Origin of the sequence: Salmonella sp. SG203 (assembly GCF_013350575.1) — a bacterium.
GTDB classification, from domain to species: Bacteria; Pseudomonadota; Gammaproteobacteria; order Enterobacterales; family Enterobacteriaceae; genus Salmonella; species Salmonella enterica.
Map to the genome: position 1 here is coordinate 570,919 of NZ_SNMT01000002.1, position 21,831 is coordinate 592,749.

Here is a 21,831-nt window from a genome sequence, read left to right on the forward strand (position 1 = left end):
AAAAAGATTAGTGCGCGCCTTTCGCCTGCGTCACGATCTCATCCACATTTTCCGGCATCGGCTCATACGGCGTTTCATTCGCCGTCGGTTTATCAATCTTCAGAGCGGCCAGCGCCGTCTTAATAGAGAAGACCGCCAGCACCACGACCACCACCATAAAGAAGATGGTTAGCCCGGCATCCAGACGGTTATTGAATACCAACTGCGCGAGCTGCGATTCGGTGTACTGCGGCGGAATATTGCCGCTGTCGATCATCGCCTGGAACTTATTGGCAATGGCCAGGAAGCCGATTTTCGCATCCGGACTAAACGCTTTCTGCCAGCCCGCCGTCAGCGTACAAATCAGCAGCCAGGCCGTCGGCACCAGCGCGACCCACGCATAACGCTGACGCTTCATTTTGAACAGTACCACGGCGCAAAGCATCAGCGCCATACCCGCCAGCATCTGGTTAGCGATGCCAAACAGCGGCCACAGGGTGTTAATACCGCCCAACGGATCGACCACGCCCTGATGGAGGAAATACCCCCACGCCAGCACGCACAATGCCGTAGCAAGCAGGTTCGCTGGCAGCGAATCGGTACGTTTCAGCCCTGGCGACACTACGCCCAACAAATCCTGCAACATAAAGCGCGCCGCACGGGTACCCGCATCCACCGCCGTCAGAATAAACAGCGCTTCAAACAGAATGGCGAAGTGATACCAGAACGCCACATCCATCATGCCGCCCAACGCGCCATGTAAAATGTAGGCCATCCCTACCGCCAGCGTTGGCGCACCACCTGCGCGGGAGATAATGGATTGTTCGCCGACTTCATTGGCAATCTGGTGTAACGTATCCGGCGTGATAGCGAAACCCCAACTACTGACCACCTGCGCGGCAGAAGCTACGACATCCGCTGTCCCCGCTGGCGCCAGTACCGCCATCGGGCTATTCATCGCAAAGTAAACGCCCGGATCGATAATACAGGCGGAGACCAGCGCCATAATGGCGACGAAAGATTCCATTAACATCCCGCCGTAGCCGATAAAGCAGGCCTGGCCTTCGTTGGCCAACATCTTCGGCGTCGTGCCGGAGGAGATGAGCGCATGGAAACCGGATACCGCGCCGCAGGCAATGGTAATAAACAGGAACGGGAACAGGTCGCCCGTCCAGACCGGTCCGGTACCATCAACAAATTTGGTCAGCGCCGGCATAGTCAGCGTCGGACGCATGATCAGAATCCCGACCGCCAGACCGACAATCGTACCAATTTTCAGGAAGGTAGAGAGGTAATCACGCGGCGCGAGCAGCAGCCAGACCGGCAGTACCGCCGCGACAAAACCATACCCCACCAGCATCCAGGTAAGCTGCACGCCAGTAAAATCAAAGTACGGCGCCCAGGTTGGGCTTGCCGCCACCCATCCGCCGGAAATAATAGCGAAAATAAGAAATACCAGCCCAATGACCGACACCTCGCCGATGCGCCCCGGACGCAGATAACGCAGGTAGATGCCCATAAAAATCGCCAGTGGAATAGTGAACGCGACAGTGTACGTTCCCCACGGGCTATGGGTCAGCGCTTTCACCACGATCATCGCCAGGACGGCCAGAATGATCACCATGATCATAAAGCAGGCCACCAGCGCGATCACCCCTGCCGTCGCACCCATCTCCTCTTTAACCAACTCGCCAAGCGAACGCCCATCGCGCCGGGTCGAGACGAACAGCACCATAAAGTCCTGCACCGCTCCCGCCAGCACGACGCCCGCCAGCAGCCAGATCATCCCCGGCAGATAGCCCATCTGCGCCGCCAGTACCGGCCCGACCAGCGGACCTGCGCCAGCAATGGCCGCAAAATGGTGACCAAAAAGCACTTTCTTATCGGTCGGGACATAATCCAGACCATCATTATGACGTACCGCGGGCGTCATACGCGTTGGGTCAACCGCCAGCACTTTTTTGGCGATATAGAGCCCATAAAAACGATACGCAATTAGATAGACACAGACCGATGCCACCACGATCCATAGCGCGTTGATCTGTTCCCCACGATTTAACGCAATATAGCCCAGGGCAAACGCACCCAATACTGAGAGCGCTGTCCAGACGAGGTATTTCCCTGATTTATTCATAGTTGTTGTCCGTTTGGGTGTTCCAGAGAGATGTTACATTTTGTTTCTATAACACCTTTACCGTAATTAACAACACAACAACATGATAAAACCGTATCGTTACCCATTTTTTACATTACAGTGTTAACCAGATCACTTCCTTTCTTCGTTAATGCTGCAATTGCATTTTACTTTGCCAGAACTATCCCATTACCGCCGTTCCCAGGCGACAGGTACAGCAGCGCCTCCCCTGCTCGTCAAAGAGCGTAATTTCCCAGCTTTGATTCTGCCGCCCCAAATGCAGCGGCAGGCAAACGCCGCGTACTTTCCCCTGCGAGACGACGCGGTGGTGGGTGGCGTTTAACTCGGTCCCGACCACGCACTGCCCGTCGCGGGTCATCAGATAACCCGCCATTGATCCTAACGTCTCCGCCAGCGCTGCCGATGCGCCGCCGTGTAGCAGACCAAACGGTTGATGAGTGCGGGCATCGACGGGCATTTCCGCCTCCAGCACGTCATCGCCCAGACGGGTGTAAACAATACCCAGATGCGCCACCAGCGTGTTCTGACTGGTAGCGTTCAATTCATCCAGCGTTAAATGCCGTTTCCAGATCATCGTCAGGCTCCCAATGTTGAACCGCCGTCCACCACGATATCCTGCAAGGTAATGTGGCTGGCCAGATCGGAGGCAAGAAACAAAATGGTATTGGCTATCTCCTGCGGACGGGCGATTTTACCGAGCGGTATGCCGAGCTTAAACTGTTCGCCGAAACCGCGAATACGCTGCTGTTCGGCATCTTCACTCACCCATAACGTGCGCTGCATATCGGTGTCAGTCGAACCAGGCGACACCACATTACAGCGCACCCCGCAGCCCGCCAGCTCCAGCCCTACGGTTAGCGCCAGGCTTTTCAGCGCCGCTTTAGAGGCGCCGTAGGCGCTCATACCGATGCGCGGCGTATGCGCCGCATCTGAGGCTACGGTGACAATCGCCCCTCCCTGCTGACGGCGAAACTGCGCCATCGTCTGCGAAAACAGGTTAAATGCCCCGCCCACATTGACCGCAAATGTCTGCTGCCAGTCGTCGACGCTAAGCGCATCGGTCGCTCCCATACGTAAAATACCGGCGGCGTTGACCAGCACATCCAGCCGCGGCGTTTTTTGCAACACACGCTGGCACACCTGCGCAACCTGTGCGGCATCCGCCACATCCATGACTTCGGTAGCAAAGGGATAATTCTCTTGCGTAAATTCGCGATCGAAGCCGATCACCCGCGCCCCGGCGTCAACAAACGCCAGCGCCGTCGCGTAACCGATCCCTTTCCCCGCCCCGGTCACCCATACCGTTTTGTCTGAAAAATCAATACAGGCCATTACCCTACCTCGCGAGAAAGCAGCGCCCACCAGGCGTCAATGGTCGGATTTTTCGCCAGCATCACGAAGTCGATATCGCCGTGTACTTTACGCCAGCGCGCCGCCAGCCCCATCATGCGTACTGAATCCAGGCCATAATCAATCAGGTTTTCATCATCCAGCGGCTCGTCAGTCTCATCCAGCAACGGCAGAATCAACGCCCGCAGCGCCGCTTTACTGGCAGGAACCGGCGTCGGCAGCAGCGACTCGGTCATGACGACGCGACCGGAACGCCCCGCCACATAGTTCAGCGCCATCAGATGCTCTTCCCGGCTGAAATCCGCCAGCGCATCCGCCACCATAAACGGCTTAATGTCGCGCATAAACGCATCGGTAGCGGTGGTCATACAGCCAATATGCGCATACACGCCGGTAATGATGAGCTGATTGCGTCCGGTATCTTTTAACATCTGTTCCAGCGGCGAGCGGTGAAACGCGCTATAGCGCCACTTCACCAGCACCGTATCCGCCTCATCCGGCGTTAAGGCTTCTACCACCTTCTGCTGTTCCGGAGAGCGCGTCAGTCCCGGCCCCCACATATCATTGAGTAACGCGCGATCTTCATCGCTTTGCTCTTTCGGCTGAGCGGTGTAATAAACCGGGATATGATGTTCCTTACAGTACTGGCGCAGGGCGGCGATATTGGCAATCACCTGGTCCATCATTGGGCAGTTGCGGCCCCAAAAGCTGACAAAGTAATCCTGCATATCGTGGATGAGCAGCGCAGCGCGCTCCGGCTCAAATGCCCAGTTCACTTTGTTGGTCGGGATATCCAGTGCGGTGGGCAGCGCGTAAGACTGTAGTTTCGGGATTGCCATCTCTCTTTCTCCTTCAGAGCGGTGAACGTGACGCCAACCGCTGGCGTAATTGTTTTTTATCGACTTTACCAACCGGCGTCAGCGGCAGTGACGCAACGCACTCCACGCGATCCGGTAATTTAAATTCCGCCACGCCCTGCTCTCGCAGGAAACGGCGTACCTGTACCGCTCGCAGCGGCTCTTTTACCACCAGATATGCGCAACTTTTTTCTCCCAGCAGTTCATCTTCCATGCTGACCAACGCCGCATGGATCACCGCCGGGTGGCGCAGTAACAGGTTTTCTATCTCTTCGGCGGCTATCTTCTCGCCGCCCCGATTGATCTGATCTTTTTCACGCCCGTGAACGGTGATGTAACCGTCTTGATCAATGGAGATCAGATCGCCGGAGCAGTAAAAACCGTTGGCGTCAAAGGCGCTGGCATTGTGTAGCGGACTGTTGAAATAGCCGCGAAAAGTATAGGGGCCGCGCGTCATCAGACGACCAATCTCGCCCGGCGGCAGTGGATTCCCGTCAGCATCCGCCACCCACACTTCGTCGTCCGGACACATGGGTCTTCCCTGGGTATTGATAATCCGTTCCGGACTATCGTCCAGCCGGGTATAGTTCACTAACCCTTCCGCCATGCCGAAGACCTGCTGCAACTGACAGCCAATTTCAGCCGGAATACGGGCGGCCAGCGTCGCAGAAAGCCGCGCGCCGCCAACCTGCAATAACCTTAATGACGCCAGCGGCGCATTACCGCCCCACTCCTGGATAGCCTGTAGCCATAGACTGACCGCGGGAGGCACCAGCGCCGTGGCATTAATCTGGTGTTTTTCGATCAGCGGGAAACAGAGCGTGGCGCTGGGATCGGTCGCCAGCACTACCGTTCCTTTGGCAAGAAAGACGCCCAGCGCGCCCGGCGAACTCATGGCGTAGTTATGCGCGGCGGGAATCGCGCACAGAAAACGCGTCTCCTCGTTGAAACCGCAAATCTCATTGCTGCGGCGCACGCTGTAGTAATAGTCGTTATGGGTACGGGGAATAAGCTTTGGCGTGCCGGTAGTACCGCCGGAAAGCTGAAAGTAGGCCACTTCGTCAGCAGGTGATGGCGTAGCGGTGAAATCTTCCGCCGCCTGCCGCATCGCCGCGTCCAGGCTGTGATCGCCGTCGTCGTTGCGCAATAACACCACCCGCACAGAGCGGTGTTCAGCCACAAACGTGTTGAGAAAGTCCTCCCCGGCGAACAGCGTATGTTGGCGATCGGCAATCACCAGCGTCGGCGCGATCTGCATCGCATAGGCGTTAAGTTCGGTACGTTGATGGCTAAACAGCGCCAGAACGGGCGCTACGCCAAGCTTCAACAGGGCGAAAAAGGTGATATACAGTTCCGGTACATTCCCCAGTTGTACCAGAGCGGTTTCGCCAGGTTTGATGCCCTGACGGCGTAAACTGCAGGCCAGATTATCCGCGGCCTGGTTGAGCTGGCGATAGCTGAATGCGCGCTCGCCTTCAATGACCGCCGTCTTGTCGCTGCCAGCGTGGCGGGTCAGAATATCGGTCAACGGCACGTCTTGCCAGTAGCCTTTTTCACGATAACGGCGGGCAAATTCATCCGGCCAACGGGTGAAAGGTATACGCATCATCGTTCCTTAATGCAGTCCAAAAACGTTCAACATCGTAGAGAGCTTGACGCCGGTTTCCCGCCACTCGCCGACTGGCGAAGAGGCAGGGACAATCCCGGCGCCAGCGAACAGGCGCACCTGATTACCGTGCAATTTCGCACAACGAATCGTCACTACCCACTCGCCGTTTCCTTCGGCATCGCACCAGCCGACAATGCCGCCAAACAGTTCACGATCGAACGGCTCCAGTTCAGCAATCAGCTTTTTCGCGACCTGATGGGGGAAACCGCTTAACGCAGGGGTCGGATGCAGCAGACAGGCCAGCGTCAGCGCGTTTTCTCCGGCGTTGGCCTTGCCCTCAAACGGCGTACCGAGATGCCATAGCGTCGGCGTGGTGATCAACTGCGGAGAGGAAGGTAATTGCAGTTCCGTGCTGCGATCGCGCAGGATCTGCTTCATCGCCTGCGTCACCAGCTCATGTTCATGGCGATCTTTTTGTGAAGCCAGCAGTCGGTTTCCCGCCTCGCGATCCAGAACATCATCGGGCTGTCGGCGTGCCGAGCCTGCTAACGGCAGCGAACTAAACCGCTCGCCCTCTTTGCGTAGCAGCAATTCGGGGCTGGCGCCCAGCAGAACGCCGCCATCCGCCAGTGGCACATGGAAGTTGTAACTAACTGGATTCTGCGCAACCAGCCGCTCCAGCAATGCTCCGCTATCCACCGCCACATCAGTGGTGATATCTATTAGCCGGGAAAGCACCACTTTATCGACGTCTGGCGTGGCGGTCAGCATAGCCGCGCGTGCGACCATCGCTTCAAAAGCATCCTGCTCCGGAATCGCCTTTCGCGCCGTCACCGTCAGCGGCTGATGGTCAGTAAAATAACGCGCCGTGCGCTGCTTTTGCTGGCGGGAAAAGGACTGCCACGCCATCGGGATAAATAGCGACGACGGCTGGCGGGTATCAAAGGGAATCGCCCCCACCAGGATAGGGTTGGCGATGCCCTGCGATTTGGCCTCGGCAAACTGCTGGCGCAATTTCTGCTGGAAAGGGCTATCCGGCGAATCTCCGGCAACCGCAGGCTCGGTATAACGGGCGAAGCACCCGGAAGTGGTAAAACTGCGATACGGCGACATGAAGAAAAAGCGATCGGGAGCAAGCGTTGCCATTGTCTCCTGAGCGTCCTCGGCCAGTGACATATCCATATCATCCTCCAATGATAAAGGCTTATATACACTTCATCTTTCAAGCTGCCTCTTTGTTGGCTGCGCTCAGAAACCCCGGTCACACAGTTATCTATGTTCGCGGGGATTTCTTCCCTTGCCGTTGCGATGCTTCTTGAATGATTTTGTGTATAATAATGATTATTATTTCTATTTTTAGTGCGCTAACCTAAGAGTAAAACGTCGCTCTGTCAACTCTGGTCATGAGTTAAATGGCACTAAGGCTTGCATCTCGCTGCTGCTGACATGAAAATGAGAAGCATTAACTTTATTAATAACAGGACGCTATTGTGAGACTCCCCGCCTTTTATCGTTGGCTGCTTTTAGTGGTTGGTTTATCAATTTCAGGAATATCCTTAGCCCAGGACGCCGGTTGGCCCCGGCAAATTCAGGACAGCCGCGGCGTTCATACTCTGGACCACAAACCCGCGCGTATCGTCTCTACCAGCGTGACGTTGACAGGCTCGCTGCTGGCGATTGATGCGCCCGTCGTCGCCAGCGGAGCCACTACGCCGAATAACCGCTTTGCCGACGATCAAGGGTTTATGCGCCAGTGGAGCGACGTAGCAAAGGCTCGCCATGTCGCCCGGCTGTACATCGGCGAACCGAATGCCGAAACGGTCGCCGCGCAAATGCCGGATCTCATTTTGATTAGCGCCACCGGCGGCGACTCCGCGCTGGCGCTTTACGATCAGCTCTCCGCTATCGCGCCGACGCTCGTCATCAATTATGACGATAAAAGCTGGCAGAGTTTGCTCACGCAGCTTGGCGAGATCACCGGTCAGGAGAAACAGGCCGCCGCGCGAATAGCGGAATTTGAGGCGCAACTGACGACGGTTAAACAGCGAATCGCCCTGCCGCCGCAGCCGGTTAGCGCGCTGGTGTATACCCCTGCCGCGCATAGCGCCAATCTGTGGACGCCAGAATCAGCACAAGGCAAGCTATTGACGCAGTTAGGCTTTACGCTGGCGACATTGCCCCGAGGGCTGCAAACCAGCAAAAGCCAGGGTAAGCGCCACGATATCATTCAGCTTGGCGGTGAAAATCTGGCCGCCGGGTTAAACGGCGAATCTCTTTTCCTGTTTGCCGGCGACAACAAAGATGTCGCGGCCCTTTACGCCAATCCGCTGCTGGCGCACCTGCCAGCGGTGCAAAATAAGCGCGTCTATGCCCTGGGTACGGAGACGTTCCGTCTGGATTATTACAGCGCAACATTGTTGCTTAACCGGCTTGCCGCTCTGTTTTAGCCTTATCGGAGTCTTATCCGACTGACCAGACCGATTTGGTCAGTCGGATAAACGCCCCTTCATCAGCCAGCATCGCTAACCGGCGGCGTCTGGCGAAAACGACGTAGCTCGCCCAGCACTAACAGCAGCAACAAACCGATAATCACCAGCCCGAATCCACTCACGCTCGCGGAAGCGACCGGCGTCATCATTGCGCCAAGACCGCCTAACAGCGCCGCGCCGATAGCGTCTCCCGTGACGTTTTGCGCGGTCCACAGGCCGTTCATTCGCCCCAGCATATTTTCCGGCGTCTGGGTTTGCAGCAGAGTGTATTGTAATAACGAACTGATGGCGCTAAGCCAGCCAAATAGCGCCAGACAGATAACACCAGCGATCCAGACCGGCATGATGGCGAACAGCCCCACCGCCAGAAAAGAACCGACTGTCGAAACCAGCATAATGAGCCCCGGACGAACGCTATGCGCCAGTTGTCCGCTGGTCAGCGCGCCAATGGCCGCCCCCAGCGGAATTGCCGCATACAGCAAACCAATTTGCGCCGCCGACATTTGCCAGCTCATCGCCAGCGCCGGATAGAGGACGCGTACCGCGCTTGCCATCGTCACCAGGCCGCCAAGCAGCGCAATACCGCCGATAAGCGGACTGGCGAGCAAAAAACGAAATGCCGCCAGTAACGCGATAAATGGATTTTCCCGCGGCTGCGGAGGAACAGGCAGTCGCGGCAGCGTCAGTAACGGCAATAGCGTAATAAACGTCCCGGCGGCCGCCAGCCCATAGTTCCAGGCTACGCCGCCGCTGGCAAGCAATATGCCCCCCAACATCGGGGAAATAACCGATCCCAGACGTACCGTCAGCATGGTAATCGCGCCGGCCTGCATCAGATTTTCTCTTCCGACCAGCGCTGGCGTCGCCGCCAGTAACGCGGTCACGCCCAGAGACGCGAAAAAGCCGTCCCACAGGCCAAGGAGATATATCGCCAGCAATGACGGTTCCGGCAGCAGCGCGTTCACGCACAGGCCAATAAAGCCAATACCGCAAGTACCGCGCGCCAGCAGAATCACCTTTTTGCGTTCGTAGCGATCGGCCAGTACGCCACCCACCATTAAGCCAATAAACATGGCGCCGCCGGTTAACGTTACCGACAGCCCTACCTGCCAGGTGGAGTGCGTCATCATTTGGATCTGTACCGGAACCGCCACGCCAAGCAGCCCCAGCGAGACAATAGAGATAAAACGGGCCAGAAATACTGCGCGAAATGCAGGGTGCGTCTTCAACAGGCTGAGATTGAGCAGCCAGGATTGTCGATTCATTACAACGCCTTAATGCGAGTTTTTTTAAATATCCATTCAATGGCTGCACATGCTAACATAACCAAACAAGATAGATAACGATAATTACTATCATTATCAGGGAAGTTACTATGTCATGCTCGTTTTCCGTGACGCGCGCGTTTGCCGTGCCCGGATTGTTGTTATTACTGAGTCTCGCCGCGGTTTTAAGCCTGGTCATTGGCGCGAAACCGCTGCCCGCCGCCGTCGTGCTGGAGGCGTTCACCGGCGTGTGCCAAAGCGCCGATTGCACCATCGTCCTGGATGCGCGTTTGCCGCGTACGCTGGCCGGATTACTGGCAGGCGGCGCGTTGGGTCTCGCCGGGGCGCTCATGCAAACACTCACTCGCAACCCGCTCGCCGACCCGGGGATTCTGGGCGTTAACAACGGCGCCAGCTTCGCCATTGTACTGGGCGCGGCGCTGTTTGGTTTCTCCACGCCGCTGGAACAGCTTTTCATGGCATTTAGCGGCGCGCTTATCTCATCGCTGATTGTCGCCTTCACCGGTAGTCAGGGCGGCGGCCAGTTAAGCCCGGTCCGCCTGACACTGGCGGGCGTGGCGCTTGGCGCGGTACTGGAAGGATTGACCAGCGGCATCGCGCTGTTAAATCCAGAGGTCTATGACCAGCTTCGCTTCTGGCAGGCGGGATCGCTGGACATTCGCAGCCTGCAAACGTTGAAAGTCGCGCTTGCGCCCGTGGTTATCGCTGGGATCGTGGCGCTATTTCTGAGCCGTGCGCTGAACAGCCTGAGCCTCGGCAGCGATACCGCGACGGCGCTGGGGAGTAAAGTGGCGCGCACCCAACTTATCGGTTTACTGGCGATTACCGTCTTGTGCGGCAGCGCAACGGCGCTGGTCGGCCCTATCGCCTTTATTGGTCTGATGATGCCGCATATGGCGCGTTGGCTGGTGGGCGCAGACCACCGCTGGTCGCTGCCAGTGACGCTACTGGCAACCCCTACTCTGCTGCTTTTTGCCGATATTATTGGTCGTCTGTTGGTGCCGGGCGAACTCCGCGTATCGGTCGTCAGTGCGTTTATCGGCGCGCCGGTACTTATTTTTCTGGTACGCCGTAAATCAAGCGGAGGCGGCCTGTGATGTTTCTTTCTCGTCGGCTTATCGTAAGCTGCCTGCTTCTGGCGGCTGGCTGCTTCGCCATTGGCTTATGGAGTCTGCAAAGCGGCGCCGTGCCTCTTGAGACCGGGCAGATTATTGCCGCGCTGCTGGGCGACGCGCCGCGTAACATCACCCTTGTCGTAACCGAATGGCGACTACCGCGCGTATTAATGGCGCTGCTGATTGGCGCTGCGCTTGGCGTCAGTGGCGCGATTTTTCAGTCGTTGATGCGTAACCCGCTAGGCAGCCCTGATGTGATGGGCTTTAATACCGGCGCCTGGAGCGGCGTACTGGTCGCAATGGTCCTGTTTGGCCAGCATCTTACCGCGATCGCGCTGGCGGCAATGGCGGGTGGTATCGTCACGTCATTGATTGTCTGGCTGCTCGCCTGGCGTAACGGGATTGAAACTTTCCGGCTGATTATCATCGGTATCGGCATCCGCGCGATGTTAGTCGCCTTTAATACCTGGCTTCTGTTGCAGGCGTCGCTGGAAACGGCGCTCACCGCCGGCTTATGGAACGCCGGGTCGCTCAACGGTCTGACATGGGCAAAAACCTGGCCTTCAGCGCCGCTGATTATTGTAATGCTGACAGGCGCCGCGCTACTGGTGCGTCGTATGCGGCTGCTGGAGATGGGCGATGACAGCGCCTGCGCGCTGGGTGTTAGCGTGGAGCGGTCACGCCTGATGCTGATGCTGGTGGCGGTGTCGCTCACCGCTGCGGCTACGGCACTGGCTGGCCCCATCTCGTTTATTGCCCTTGTCGCGCCGCACATCGCCCGCCGTCTTAGCGGCACAGCGCGCTGGGGATTAACCCAGTCGGCGCTGTGCGGCGCATTATTACTACTGGCCGCCGATGCGTGCGCGCAGCAACTGTTTATGCCTTATCAGCTTCCAGTGGGCGTGGTCACCGTCAGCCTCGGCGGTATTTACCTTATCGTCTTGTTAATTCAGGAGTCCCGCAAAAAATGACCGAATCCGTAGCCCGTTTGCGCGGCGACCAGTTAACGCTGGGTTATGGCAGCTATACCGTCGCAAAAAACCTTAATGTTTCGATTCCGGACGGCCATTTTACCGCCATCATCGGCCCTAACGGCTGCGGCAAGTCAACGTTGCTACGCACGCTAAGCCGTCTGATGACGCCTGTTGACGGCCATGTCTGGCTGGATGGCGAACAAATACAGCGTTACGCCAGTAAAGAGGTGGCGCGGCGCATCGGATTGTTGGCGCAAAACGCTACCACGCCGGGCGATATCACCGTACAAGAGCTGGTCGCCAGAGGGCGGTATCCGCATCAGCCGTTATTTACCCGCTGGCGTAAGGAAGATGCCGATGCCGTCGCCAGTGCCATGCGTGCAACAGGTATCACCTCACTAGCGGCGCAAAGCGTAGATACTCTGTCCGGCGGCCAACGTCAGCGGGCGTGGATAGCCATGGTGCTGGCGCAGGAAACGTCCATCATGCTGCTGGATGAGCCGACAACGTGGCTGGATATTAGCCATCAAATTGATTTGCTGGAGTTGTTAAGCGATCTCAACCGCGAAAAAGGCTATACGCTCGCCGCCGTCCTGCACGACCTGAATCAGGCCTGCCGATACGCCACGCATTTGATTGCATTACGCGAAGGTAACATTGTTGCACAGGGCGCGCCGAAAGAGATTGTTACCGCTGAGCTTATCGAAAAAATCTATGGGCTGCGCTGTATGATTATCGACGATCCGGTTGCCGGGACGCCGCTGGTGGTACCGCTGGGGCGGCGATAGTCGCCCACACAGATGACAAAGCCGGATATCGCTATCCGGCTTTTCGGGTAAATCAGACTAACCGTTCATCTATCGCCAGCGCGTTTTCCATTTTACGCGAGACCATCGCGTGACGCAGTAATACGCCGCCGCAGGCCATCATACCGCCAATCAACGCCGCCAGGATAATAATGATGGCTTTACCCGGGCCATCTTTTTTCACTGGCAGAGACGGCGACAGTTGATATTTAAACGGGGTAAACTTCACGTCACTCACATTCATTGCCGCCAGTTGTTCAACATGGTATTGACGGTTACGCAAATCACCGTCGATCTCGGCCACGTCCGTTACCCCTTTTTCAATTTCCAGTTTGCGGGAAATACCATCCGCGCCGAGAGAAATAGAAAAATCCGGATCATCTTTTACCGCCTGACCATTGCTGTAAACCGGTCTCTTAATACCGGCGGCGTTGGCGATTTCCAGCGAATAATGAAGACGTTGAATATTGGCATCAAGCTGATTTTTGAGACGCACCCGATCCATCGCCAGCTTTTCCTGCTCATAGCGGGTTTTGATTTCCAGCTGGTTACGAATATTTTCCAGCGTCTCTTTCACGACGATATCGGAGATGTACTGAATATAGCCAGCCAGCACTTTTTGCGCTTCTTCCCGCGTCGGCGCGGTAAAACTCAATGTCCACGACGTGAATAACGACGTTTCATTTTTCTTGCCGACATTACTGTCCACCGCTTTCATTTTTTCGCTCAGCAGGACAATCGCCCGGTGAAGATCCTGCTCGTCTATTTGCGCGCCTTTTAATTGATCCATGACATACGGAGAAGAACGAAGATATTCTTCCAGCAGCGAGGGCGAGCTAAACTTTTTAATAAACAGATTAAATACGCTGCCCCGATCAACGCTTACCTCCATATCCAACACGCGCAGCGCGGTCAACGTTCTCTCCAGCCCCTGCCACTGTACCGACTCCGCCGGTGTGACAATCGCCTGGCTGGTCCATTTTTGCGGCAGCAGAAAGGACAGAAGCAACCCCACGCACGCAAAGGCGAAAACGGTAGCAAGAATACGACGTTTCGCCTGCCATAACACCTCTATAAGGCTAAACAAATCGATTTCATGACTGTTGGCGGGCGGCAGTGAGTAACCTGCAAATGACTGATTTTTTTCTTGTTTTACATTAAGAGATGGCATGCCGTATGACCTGAAAACTTTATCCAATGAAAGAACACATTCCTGTCAGAGATTCTAACAGCAAGTCAGAATTATCCGAAACAATCTTTACGCGCCAGTGCCCGAAAAGCTAAATATTCGGAATTAAACTTGCCTGTAGCATGTATCACTTATGTTAAAAGAATTAATAGTTGCAATAAAAAACCCATAATAATTAGTCATTATTATGGGTTTCAGGATTTAATTTGTTAAAGGCAGAAACAACGCCCGTTATTTATTAATAAGTTCGCTGATGATGGGCCCGATAGTTTCAAAAGCGGAGGGAGAAATAATATCTACATGCGCGCACGGCTGGCGATAAATAGCCAAAGACGCTATCCACGGCGACCAGCTCTGTTCAGGCGATACGCCTTCCGGCACCGTTTTATCCGCCACAAAGAGCGTAGCATGTCCATCAAACGGTACGCTATGCGCCGTCGTCAGCAAACGGACAGCATCCGCATAATTGCCTTCAATGGCGGTAAATAAGGCGTCGGAGGCATTTCCCTGCTGCGCGGCGACAAACGCAGCGCGTTCACGTTCAATTTCCGCCAATACGTCCGGATTGAGGCCATTCGCCTCTTTTTCCCGCCAGTTTTGCGTTTCCGGCGGCCAGGTGTCCAGTAACCCCAAAAACGCCACCGTTTCGCCGCGTGCGCGCAACCGGGCGGCGATCCCTTGCGCCAGCGTCCCGCCCAGCGAATAGCCTAATAAATAATAAGGGCCATGCGGCTGCCGGGCGAGCAATGTCGCCAGATGATGTTCACATACCTCATCAAGAGTGGTTGAGGTTTGCATAGGGCCAGCGGGGCGCGGCGACTGAATCCCCATAATCGACCACGACGGGCTGAGATAGCGTGATAATACGCTAAATTGCCAGGCGAACCCCGACGCCGGATGGAAACAAAATAACGTTGGACCATCGCTTTCACGCAGCGGCAACAGCGGCCCGAACCCCAGATTGCGCGAGCGTTCGTCATCGTCAGTATCGAGCAGCTTACTCAACTGCGCCACGTCAGACGCCACCATCACCTGCCCCGGCGTCACCTGGCGGTTAAACGTCTGGCTTAGCTGCGCGGCCAGTTTCATCGCCAGCAGCGAGTGTCCGCCCAGCGCAAAGAAATCACTTTCAACGTCGTTAATCTCACAGCCCAGCAGGCGGGAAAACGCCGCGGCGACAGCAATCTCCGTGGCGGACTGCGGCGCGCGCCCTTTCACGCGCGGCGTCAGGTCCGGCAGCGGCAGGGCTTTGCGATCCAGCTTGCCATTAGCGCTAAGCGGCAAACCGGCAAGTTGCAACAACACAACCGGCACCATATGCGCGGGAAGTTTTTGGCGTAATTTTTCCTGCAGCGCCGGTAAATCCAGCGGCAAACCGGAGTGCGACACCAGATAGCCGACCAGTTGCCGGGCATCCCCGCCCGTCGCCGCCGCCTGATTAAAGACGCAGGCATGTGCTACCGCCTGTTCAACATCCGGCAGCGTTTGCATGACGCGGTCAATCTCACCCAGTTCAATACGTTGACCCCGAATTTTGAGCTGATCGTCGCTGCGCCCCAGGTACTCCACCGCGCCGGAATCCAGCCAGCGCGCCACATCTCCGGTACGGTACATCCGTTCGCCTGGCGCAAAAGGATCGGCGATAAAACGGCTGGCGGTAAGATCCGGACGCCCCAGATAGCCCTGCGCCAGTTGGATACCGGTAAGATAGAGATCGCCAGCCACGCCCGGCGGCACCGGCTGCATATGCGCATCGAGAATACGTAAACCGGTATTCCAGACGGGATAACCAATCGGGATACTGTTGCCGTCAACAGCCGCCAGCTCATCGCCACAGGCCGGATACCAGCTCACATCCACCGCGGCCTCCGTTGGCCCGTACAGATTGTGTAGCGGCGCGTTGGTTAACGTCTCCCATTCGCGGCACAGCGCCGTCGGCAGGGCCTCGCCGCTACAGAAAACGCGCTTTAAGGAAGCGCAGCTTTTCCCAGCCGACGCTGGCGTGAGCGAGGCAATAAAGGCCGCCAGCATCGACGGCACAAAATGGGTGGTCGTGACGCCGTATTGCGCAAAGAACCGTTGCATCGCGAGCGGGTCGCGGTGCGCTTCCGGTTCAGCCATCACCAGTTTCGCCCCGGCGATAAACGGCCAGAAAAACTCCCATACTGAGACGTCAAAACTGCACGGCGTTTTTTGCGCTACTACATCATCCGCCGTCAACGGATAGTGATCCTGCATCCACAGCAACCGGTTGACTATCGCCGTTTGTCCCACCATCACTCCTTTCGGCCTGCCCGTCGAGCCAGAGGTGAAAATGATGTAAGCGGTATGATGCGGTAACGACAGCCCCAGCGGAGTGGCGTCACTGACCGGTAGCGGTTGGCTATAACACAAATATTCCATCCCCGGAATATCGTGAAAGCGCGCCAGCTGCGCCTGAGTCGTAATTAACAGTTTCGGCTGCGCATCTTCCAGCATCATTCGCAGCCGATCGTCAGGATAACCGGTATCCAGCGGCAGCCAGGCGGCGCCCGCCTCGACAATGCCATGCAGCGCTAAAGTCAGAAAAACCGACCGCGGCAACGCCACCGCCACGCTATCGCCAGGCTGAACGCCGCGTTCCCGCAGCGCGTATGCCAGAGCCACAACCTGTTCGCGCATTTCACGGTAGGTAAAATGATAGTGCGCATCTGCCAACGCGGAAGCCTCTGGCGTTTTTTGCGCCTGCTGCGCCACCAAATCGCTAAGCGTGGCGGCGGGAATCGTTACCGCCGTATTATTAAGGTGTGTTAATTGCGTTTGTTCTTCCGCCAGCAGCATTTGCGCATCGCCGCAGCGCAGCGCCGGGTTATCCGCAAACTGCGTGATAAGCGCCATCAACCGTAAGGCATGGCGGGAGAGCGTGGCGCCATCGTAACGCTGTGCATTCGCCAGCAATTCAATATCCAGACCGCCGTTTTCATCCGGAAAAAGCGCCAGTTCAAGATCGTTAACCGGCCCCGTCGCCAGGGTATGGGTTTGCGCCTGTATGCCAGGAAGATCCAGATGATAATCAAACACTTTTATATTGAGCACAGGGCCAAATAGCGGCGTCTCCCCTGCGGCTCGCCCGCTATCGCGTACAATCTGTTCGGCGTCGTAACGCTGGTGGCGGCGCATCTTCTTTAACTGCGCCGCCAGACGCTTCGCCAGCGTTGGCAGATCTTCCGTCGCATAAAGGTTAACCGCCAGCGGCAACACGTTAAGGACAGGCCCGGTCGCCGTTAACGCCGCCGAGCCCATCCGCCGCATAAAGATAAATCCGGCGGCATAATCCATTCGCCCGCATAATCGTCCCAGCCACAACGTCACCAGCGCCAGGGCAAGATCCGCTCGCGGTATCTCAGGCATGTGCGCCGCCAGTTGGCGAAACGCCCCCGCCGGCGCGCTCAATTTCATACGCAGAATACCCGCGCTCGCCGACCGCCCCGGCAGCGGCGCGGCAGAAATTGACGCCGGCGGCGGCAGCTCGCGGCGCTGCTGCGCCCAGAAGGCGCCGTCACGCTGCCAGGCCTCGCTCTGGCGATAGCGCTGATATTCCTCGACCACATCCGCAAAGGGGGTAAAAGGCGACTCCGGCGTAGGGGCGTCGCTCTGCCAGGCGCGATAAATCGCCGCAATCTGGCGAGTTATCGCCGGGAAGCTAAAGCCATCCACCAGCAAATGGTGATAGCGCTGATACCAATACCAGCGGGTATCATCAATGCGGATTAACTGGTGAAACGCCAGCGGCTTACCGCTATCTGCGCGCAGGTTTTGCCGTAAATCCGCCTGCATTAACGCCAGCGCCGCGAGATGCGGATCGGGCTGGTCGCGTAAATCGGCAATCGGGGGCTCGCCGAAGGTGTGTTCAGGATCTATCCATTGCCAGACCTCGCCGTTCTCTTCGGTAAAACGCATCCGTAGCGTATCCGCCTGTTGCATCCCTACCGCTACCGCTTTTGCCAGCAAGGGGGCATCCAGCTCGCCATTCAGTTCCACGTAGTGCGCCACGCTCCAGGCGGAGGGTAAATCAGAGAGTTTTTCCGCCATCCAGATCCCCGGCTGGGCGGCGACTAACGGTAAACGCTGCGTCATTTCGCCTCCTGCTTATCGGCATAATGCGCCGGATTCAGGGTTGTCCAGCGCATATTAAGCCACTGCTGGCACGCGTCCTGCGATTGCGGTTCGCATACCACGTCCCAGCCTGCGGGAAGCGCGCACGCCGCTGGCCAAAGGCTGAATTGACGCTGCGCATTTTGCAGGATGTAAAACTGTCCCTGCGGATTATCGAAGGGATTACTGAACTCCATACTCAACTCCTGTCATGGACATGTGCCCGGTTAAAGCGTGTCGATAAGCGGCTGCCAAAGCAGCATCAGCCCTTGCGTTAGCCCGCCGCGCCAGCAAAGCGCATCGTGTCCGCCGTCAACCTGACGCCAGAAAATGGACTGCTGCGAGGTATTCAGTTGGGCATAAAGCGCCTGATTTGCCTGAAACACGATCGGCTCACGCACGCCGGCTTCCAGTACGATACGCAGTCCGCGCGCGCACAATGCGCCGGTTTTCAGCCGGGTAATGACTTCCCCCTCCGGCGGGGTGATGCGATGGGGCCACCAGAACGATCCTGACTGGCTCAGTACACAGCCAAAACGCGTCGGCCAGTTCAGGCCGGCATACAGCGCCGACAGGCCGCCAAAGCTCTGTCCGGCGACCACCGTTCGTCCGGCATCATCGCTAAAAGGCGTCACGGCTCTGACTTGCGGCAACAGTTCCTGCTGCACCGCCAGCCAGAAGTCGGCATTGCAGGGCAACTCCTGGCTGCGGTGTTGAGTATCAATCGCGTCAATCAGCAGATAGACGGCACCGGGAAGCAGGCGTTGATGAGTCAGCGAGGCGAGCGCGGGCCAGACGGGCATATTTTCCGCCCAGAATTGACCGTCCAGCAGAATAGCCAACGGTCTTTCCTCCGGCGCCTCGTCTCCGGTCGTCAATATCCATACGCGGCGGGAGTTACCCAGACGTTCGCTATGCCACTGCATCATCAAAGGCGGCGAGTACGGCGTTTCAGGACGATCCCATCCCGGCTGACGGGGCGCATCCGGCATTTCCAGCGCTGAAACCGCATGACCACGTCCTCCCCGCCAGCTTTGCGAATTAAGCGGGTCGGCAATCGCCTGCGGTAATAGCTGTCGCCAGCCTTCACGCAGTGCGTTCCGATCGGGCGCTTCGCCCGGCGCAAAATCGGCAAAAACGTCATCGCGTTCGGTAGGAATAAAACAGTAGCTGCCGCGCCAGTTAGCGCTAAGCGCCGTACTCCAGCGCCAGACATCCGTTCCGGCAATACGCGCCATCGTCTGAGGCTGCGCGTTTTGATGATGATCGGTTACGCCAGTGATGTAGACCCAGACACGCCGTATCGGGGAGTGTGTTTCGTTTCCCTGCGGGTCGCGCCACCAAAAAGTGACCCGATAATTTCCGTCTTTTTCCCGTATCCATTCCGGCCCGGTTTTCGTCCTCCACCAGGCCTCACTTCCCGTTGCCAGCGCCTCTTTCATTATAACCCTGTGTTTATTATGAATTTTGTATATAAAAGGTGAAATATATTGATAATATTATTGATAACTATTTGCATTTGCAATAGCGTATTGTCGCGCTATGGGACGCGCGAACACAATTTCACCACCCGGCCAATGCCTTTGACGGGCGCTTTGGCTTATGTGGCTAAAGAAAAGCAGGATATACAATGAACAAGAAGATTCATTCCCTGACCTTACTGGTCAATTTAGGGATTTACGGGGCCGCTCTGCCCGTGATGGCGGAAGAAAAAACCGATAGCGCTGTGCTCACCAATGAAGACACCATCGTGGTGACCGCTGCCCAGCAAAACCTACAGGCGCCTGGCGTATCCACTATCACCGCCGATGAGATCCGCAAAAATCCGCCCGCGCGCGACGTGTCAGAAATCATCCGCACCATGCCGGGCGTGAACCTGACCGGCAACTCCACCAGCGGTCAGCGCGGGAATAACCGCCAAATCGATATTCGCGGCATGGGGCCGGAAAACACCCTTATCCTGATAGACGGTAAACCCGTCACCAGCCGTAACTCGGTGCGCCTGGGCTGGCGCGGCGAACGCGATACCCGCGGCGATACCGCGTGGGTGCCGCCGGAGATGATCGAACGCATTGAAGTGCTGCGTGGCCCTGCCGCTGCACGCTACGGTAACGGCGCGGCGGGTGGCGTGGTCAATATCATTACCAAAAAAGGCGGTAGCGAGTGGCACGGCTCCTGGAATACCTATTTCAACGCGCCGGAACATAAAGACGAAGGCGCGACCAAACGCACTAACTTTAGCCTGAACGGCCCGCTGGGCGGGGATTTCAGCTTCCGTCTGTATGGCAACCTCGACAAAACGCAGGCGGATGCGCGTAATATTAACCAGGGGCATCAGTCTGAACGTACCGGGAGTTACGCCGACACGTTACCAGCCGGACGCGAGGGGGTCATTAACAAAGATATCAACGGCGTGGTTCGTTGGGATTTTGCTCCGCTTCAGTCTCTGGAGCTGGAGGCCGGTTACAGTCGCCAGGGCAACCTCTATGCCGGTGATACTCAGAACACCAATACGAACCAACTAGTGAAAGATAATTACGGAAAAGAGACGAACCGCCTCTATCGGCAGAACTACTCTCTGACCTGGAACGGCGGCTGGAATAATGGCGTAACCACCAGTAACTGGGTGCAATACGAACATACCCGTAACTCCCGGATGCCGGAAGGCCTGGCAGGCGGCACCGAAGGAATTTTCGATCCCAAAGCATCGCAAAAATATGCCGATGCCGATTTGAATGACGTCACCCTACACAGCGAAGTGAGCCTTCCTTTCGATCTGCTGGTCAATCAAAACCTGACGCTGGGTACCGAATGGGCCCAACAGCGTATGAAAGACGAGCTCTCCAACTCGCAAACCTTTATGGGGGGAAATATCCCGGGTTACAGCAGTACCAATCGTAGCCCCTATTCAAAAGCGGAAATTTTCTCTCTGTTTGCTGAAAACAACATGGAACTGACCGACAGCACCATGCTGACGCCGGGGCTACGTTTCGATCATCACAGTATTGTGGGGGATAACTGGAGCCCGTCCCTCAACCTGTCGCAAGGTCTGGGGGATGACTTTACCCTGAAAATGGGAATCGCCCGCGCTTATAAAGCCCCGAGTCTGTACCAGACTAATCCAAACTATATTTTGTACAGTAAAGGTCAGGGTTGCTACGCGACTGGCGCGGGTACCGGCATCGGCTGCTATATGATGGGTAACGATGATCTGAAAGCCGAAACCAGCATCAATAAAGAGATCGGTCTGGAATTTAAACGCGATGGCTGGCTGGCCGGCATCACCTGGTTCCGCAATGACTACCGCAATAAGATCGAAGCGGGTACGGTGCCGATGCAGCGTATCAACAACGGCAAAACGGATGTCTATCAGTGGGAGAACGTGCCGAAAGCGGTCGTTGAAGGTCTGGAAGGCACGTTAAACGTACCGGTTAGCGACACCGTCAAATGGACGAATAACGTTACGTATATGCTGCAGAGTAAAAACAAAGAGACCGGCGAACGCCTGTCGATTATTCCACAGTACACGCTTAACTCAACCCTGAGCTGGCAGGTACGTCAGGACGTTTCTCTGCAATCGACCTTCACCTGGTACGGCAAACAAGAGCCGAAGAAATATGATTATCAGGGTAACCCCGTTACCGGAACAGATAAGCAAGCGGTCAGCCCATACAGTATTGTTGGCCTGAGCGCGACCTGGGACGTGACCAAAAATGTCAGCCTGACCGGTGGCGTGGATAACCTCTTTGACAAACGTCTGTGGCGTGAAGGTAACGCGCAAACCGTCAGGGATACGCAAACTGGCGCTTATATGGCGGGCGCTGGCGCGTACACCTATAACGAACCGGGGCGTACGTGGTATATGAGCATTAATACCCATTTCTGATG

The 21,831-nt window shown here is 56.5% G+C and carries 16 protein-coding genes; 5 read left to right on the plus strand and 11 right to left on the minus strand.

Annotated features, from left to right (window positions below):
- Window positions 1-7: 7 nt before the first annotated feature.
- The 6 genes from cstA to entC form a co-directional block, all read right to left on the minus strand.
- On the minus strand, window positions 8-2,113 hold the full coding sequence (gene cstA, locus HV477_RS05885; protein WP_001043108.1) for a pyruvate/proton symporter CstA: 2,106 nt from the start codon (window positions 2,111-2,113) through the stop codon (window positions 8-10).
- 181 nt (window positions 2,114-2,294) lie between these two features.
- Entirely contained in the window at window positions 2,295-2,708 is a 414-nt protein-coding gene (entH, locus tag HV477_RS05890) for a proofreading thioesterase EntH (RefSeq protein WP_058821485.1), read from the minus strand.
- A 2-nt stretch (window positions 2,709-2,710) separates the two neighbouring features.
- Window positions 2,711-3,466: a 2,3-dihydro-2,3-dihydroxybenzoate dehydrogenase EntA gene (gene entA / locus HV477_RS05895; RefSeq protein WP_000752163.1), complete on the minus strand. Its 756-nt coding sequence runs from the start codon at window positions 3,464-3,466 to the stop codon at window positions 2,711-2,713.
- Complete coding sequence (locus HV477_RS05900; RefSeq protein WP_001577997.1) at window positions 3,466-4,323, minus strand: isochorismatase; 858 nt, start codon at window positions 4,321-4,323, stop codon at window positions 3,466-3,468. The genes entA and HV477_RS05900 overlap by 1 nt, the downstream gene beginning before the upstream one ends.
- Window positions 4,324-4,336: 13 nt before the next feature.
- Window positions 4,337-5,947: a (2,3-dihydroxybenzoyl)adenylate synthase EntE gene (gene entE / locus HV477_RS05905; RefSeq protein WP_079899196.1), complete on the minus strand. Its 1,611-nt coding sequence runs from the start codon at window positions 5,945-5,947 to the stop codon at window positions 4,337-4,339.
- A gap of 9 nt (window positions 5,948-5,956) precedes the next feature.
- Window positions 5,957-7,132, minus strand: a complete 1,176-nt coding sequence (gene entC, locus HV477_RS05910; RefSeq protein ID WP_000367596.1) for an isochorismate synthase EntC — start codon at window positions 7,130-7,132, stop codon at window positions 5,957-5,959.
- A 308-nt stretch (window positions 7,133-7,440) separates the two neighbouring features.
- On the opposite strand from entC, the gene fepB reads away from it, so the two are divergent.
- Window positions 7,441-8,397: a Fe2+-enterobactin ABC transporter substrate-binding protein gene (gene fepB, locus HV477_RS05915; protein ID WP_001238992.1), complete on the plus strand. Its 957-nt coding sequence runs from the start codon at window positions 7,441-7,443 to the stop codon at window positions 8,395-8,397.
- A gap of 62 nt (window positions 8,398-8,459) precedes the next feature.
- On the opposite strand, the gene entS is transcribed toward fepB, so the two are convergent.
- On the minus strand, window positions 8,460-9,704 hold the full coding sequence (gene entS, locus HV477_RS05920; protein WP_001081661.1) for an enterobactin transporter EntS: 1,245 nt from the start codon (window positions 9,702-9,704) through the stop codon (window positions 8,460-8,462).
- A 110-nt stretch (window positions 9,705-9,814) separates the two neighbouring features.
- Between entS and fepD the strand changes: the two genes are divergently transcribed.
- The 3 genes from fepD to fepC are packed head-to-tail and all read left to right on the plus strand — an operon-like array spanning window position 9,815 to window position 12,602.
- Window positions 9,815-10,822 carry a Fe(3+)-siderophore ABC transporter permease gene (fepD, locus tag HV477_RS05925; RefSeq protein WP_079899197.1) on the plus strand — a complete coding sequence of 336 codons (1,008 nt, stop codon included), beginning with the start codon at window positions 9,815-9,817 and terminating at the stop codon, window positions 10,820-10,822.
- The gene (fepG, locus tag HV477_RS05930) at window positions 10,822-11,811 is read left to right on the plus strand and encodes an iron-enterobactin ABC transporter permease (protein ID WP_000480064.1); all 990 of its coding nucleotides are present in this window, start codon (window positions 10,822-10,824) and stop codon (window positions 11,809-11,811) included. Before fepD ends, fepG begins: the two co-directional genes overlap by 1 nt.
- Window positions 11,808-12,602, plus strand: coding sequence for an iron-enterobactin ABC transporter ATP-binding protein (gene fepC, locus HV477_RS05935; protein WP_000140620.1), 795 nt, complete (start codon window positions 11,808-11,810; stop codon window positions 12,600-12,602). Before fepG ends, fepC begins: the two co-directional genes overlap by 4 nt.
- Window positions 12,603-12,654: 52 nt before the next feature.
- Here fepC and wzz(fepE) read toward each other — a convergent pair whose 3' ends face one another.
- The 4 genes from wzz(fepE) to fes form a co-directional block, all read right to left on the minus strand.
- On the minus strand, window positions 12,655-13,791 hold the full coding sequence (wzz(fepE), locus tag HV477_RS05940; RefSeq protein WP_001139584.1) for an LPS O-antigen length regulator Wzz(fepE): 1,137 nt from the start codon (window positions 13,789-13,791) through the stop codon (window positions 12,655-12,657).
- 249 nt (window positions 13,792-14,040) lie between these two features.
- Complete coding sequence (entF, locus tag HV477_RS05945) at window positions 14,041-17,925, minus strand: enterobactin non-ribosomal peptide synthetase EntF (protein WP_079899198.1); 3,885 nt, start codon at window positions 17,923-17,925, stop codon at window positions 14,041-14,043.
- A complete protein-coding gene (locus HV477_RS05950; protein WP_000396005.1) occupies window positions 17,922-18,140 on the minus strand; it encodes an MbtH family protein in 219 nt (72 codons plus the stop codon). Before HV477_RS05950 ends, entF begins: the two co-directional genes overlap by 4 nt.
- 30 nt (window positions 18,141-18,170) lie before the next feature.
- Window positions 18,171-19,385 (minus strand): enterochelin esterase, encoded by a 1,215-nt coding sequence (gene fes / locus HV477_RS05955; RefSeq protein WP_079899199.1) that lies wholly within the window; start codon window positions 19,383-19,385, stop codon window positions 18,171-18,173.
- A gap of 188 nt (window positions 19,386-19,573) precedes the next feature.
- Between fes and HV477_RS05960 the strand changes: the two genes are divergently transcribed.
- Window positions 19,574-21,829 carry a TonB-dependent siderophore receptor gene (locus HV477_RS05960; RefSeq protein WP_079899200.1) on the plus strand — a complete coding sequence of 752 codons (2,256 nt, stop codon included), beginning with the start codon at window positions 19,574-19,576 and terminating at the stop codon, window positions 21,827-21,829.
- Window positions 21,830-21,831 lie beyond the last annotated feature (2 nt).

Coding starts and splice junctions, on each gene's coding strand:
- cstA (WP_001043108.1), bottom strand. CDS start 2,113: ATGAATAAATCAGGGAAATACCTCGTCTGGACAGCGCTCTCAGTATTG.
- entH (WP_058821485.1), bottom strand. CDS start 2,708: ATGATCTGGAAACGGCATTTAACGCTGGATGAATTGAACGCTACCAGT.
- entA (WP_000752163.1), bottom strand. CDS start 3,466: ATGGCCTGTATTGATTTTTCAGACAAAACGGTATGGGTGACCGGGGCG.
- HV477_RS05900 (WP_001577997.1), bottom strand. CDS start 4,323: ATGGCAATCCCGAAACTACAGTCTTACGCGCTGCCCACCGCACTGGAT.
- entE (WP_079899196.1), bottom strand. CDS start 5,947: ATGCGTATACCTTTCACCCGTTGGCCGGATGAATTTGCCCGCCGTTAT.
- entC (WP_000367596.1), bottom strand. CDS start 7,132: ATGGATATGTCACTGGCCGAGGACGCTCAGGAGACAATGGCAACGCTT.
- entS (WP_001081661.1), bottom strand. CDS start 9,704: ATGAATCGACAATCCTGGCTGCTCAATCTCAGCCTGTTGAAGACGCAC.
- fepD (WP_079899197.1), top strand. CDS start 9,815: ATGTCATGCTCGTTTTCCGTGACGCGCGCGTTTGCCGTGCCCGGATTG.
- fepG (WP_000480064.1), top strand. CDS start 10,822: ATGTTTCTTTCTCGTCGGCTTATCGTAAGCTGCCTGCTTCTGGCGGCT.
- fepC (WP_000140620.1), top strand. CDS start 11,808: ATGACCGAATCCGTAGCCCGTTTGCGCGGCGACCAGTTAACGCTGGGT.
- entF (WP_079899198.1), bottom strand. CDS start 17,925: ATGACGCAGCGTTTACCGTTAGTCGCCGCCCAGCCGGGGATCTGGATG.
- HV477_RS05950 (WP_000396005.1), bottom strand. CDS start 18,140: ATGGAGTTCAGTAATCCCTTCGATAATCCGCAGGGACAGTTTTACATC.
- fes (WP_079899199.1), bottom strand. CDS start 19,385: ATGAAAGAGGCGCTGGCAACGGGAAGTGAGGCCTGGTGGAGGACGAAA.
- HV477_RS05960 (WP_079899200.1), top strand. CDS start 19,574: ATGAACAAGAAGATTCATTCCCTGACCTTACTGGTCAATTTAGGGATT.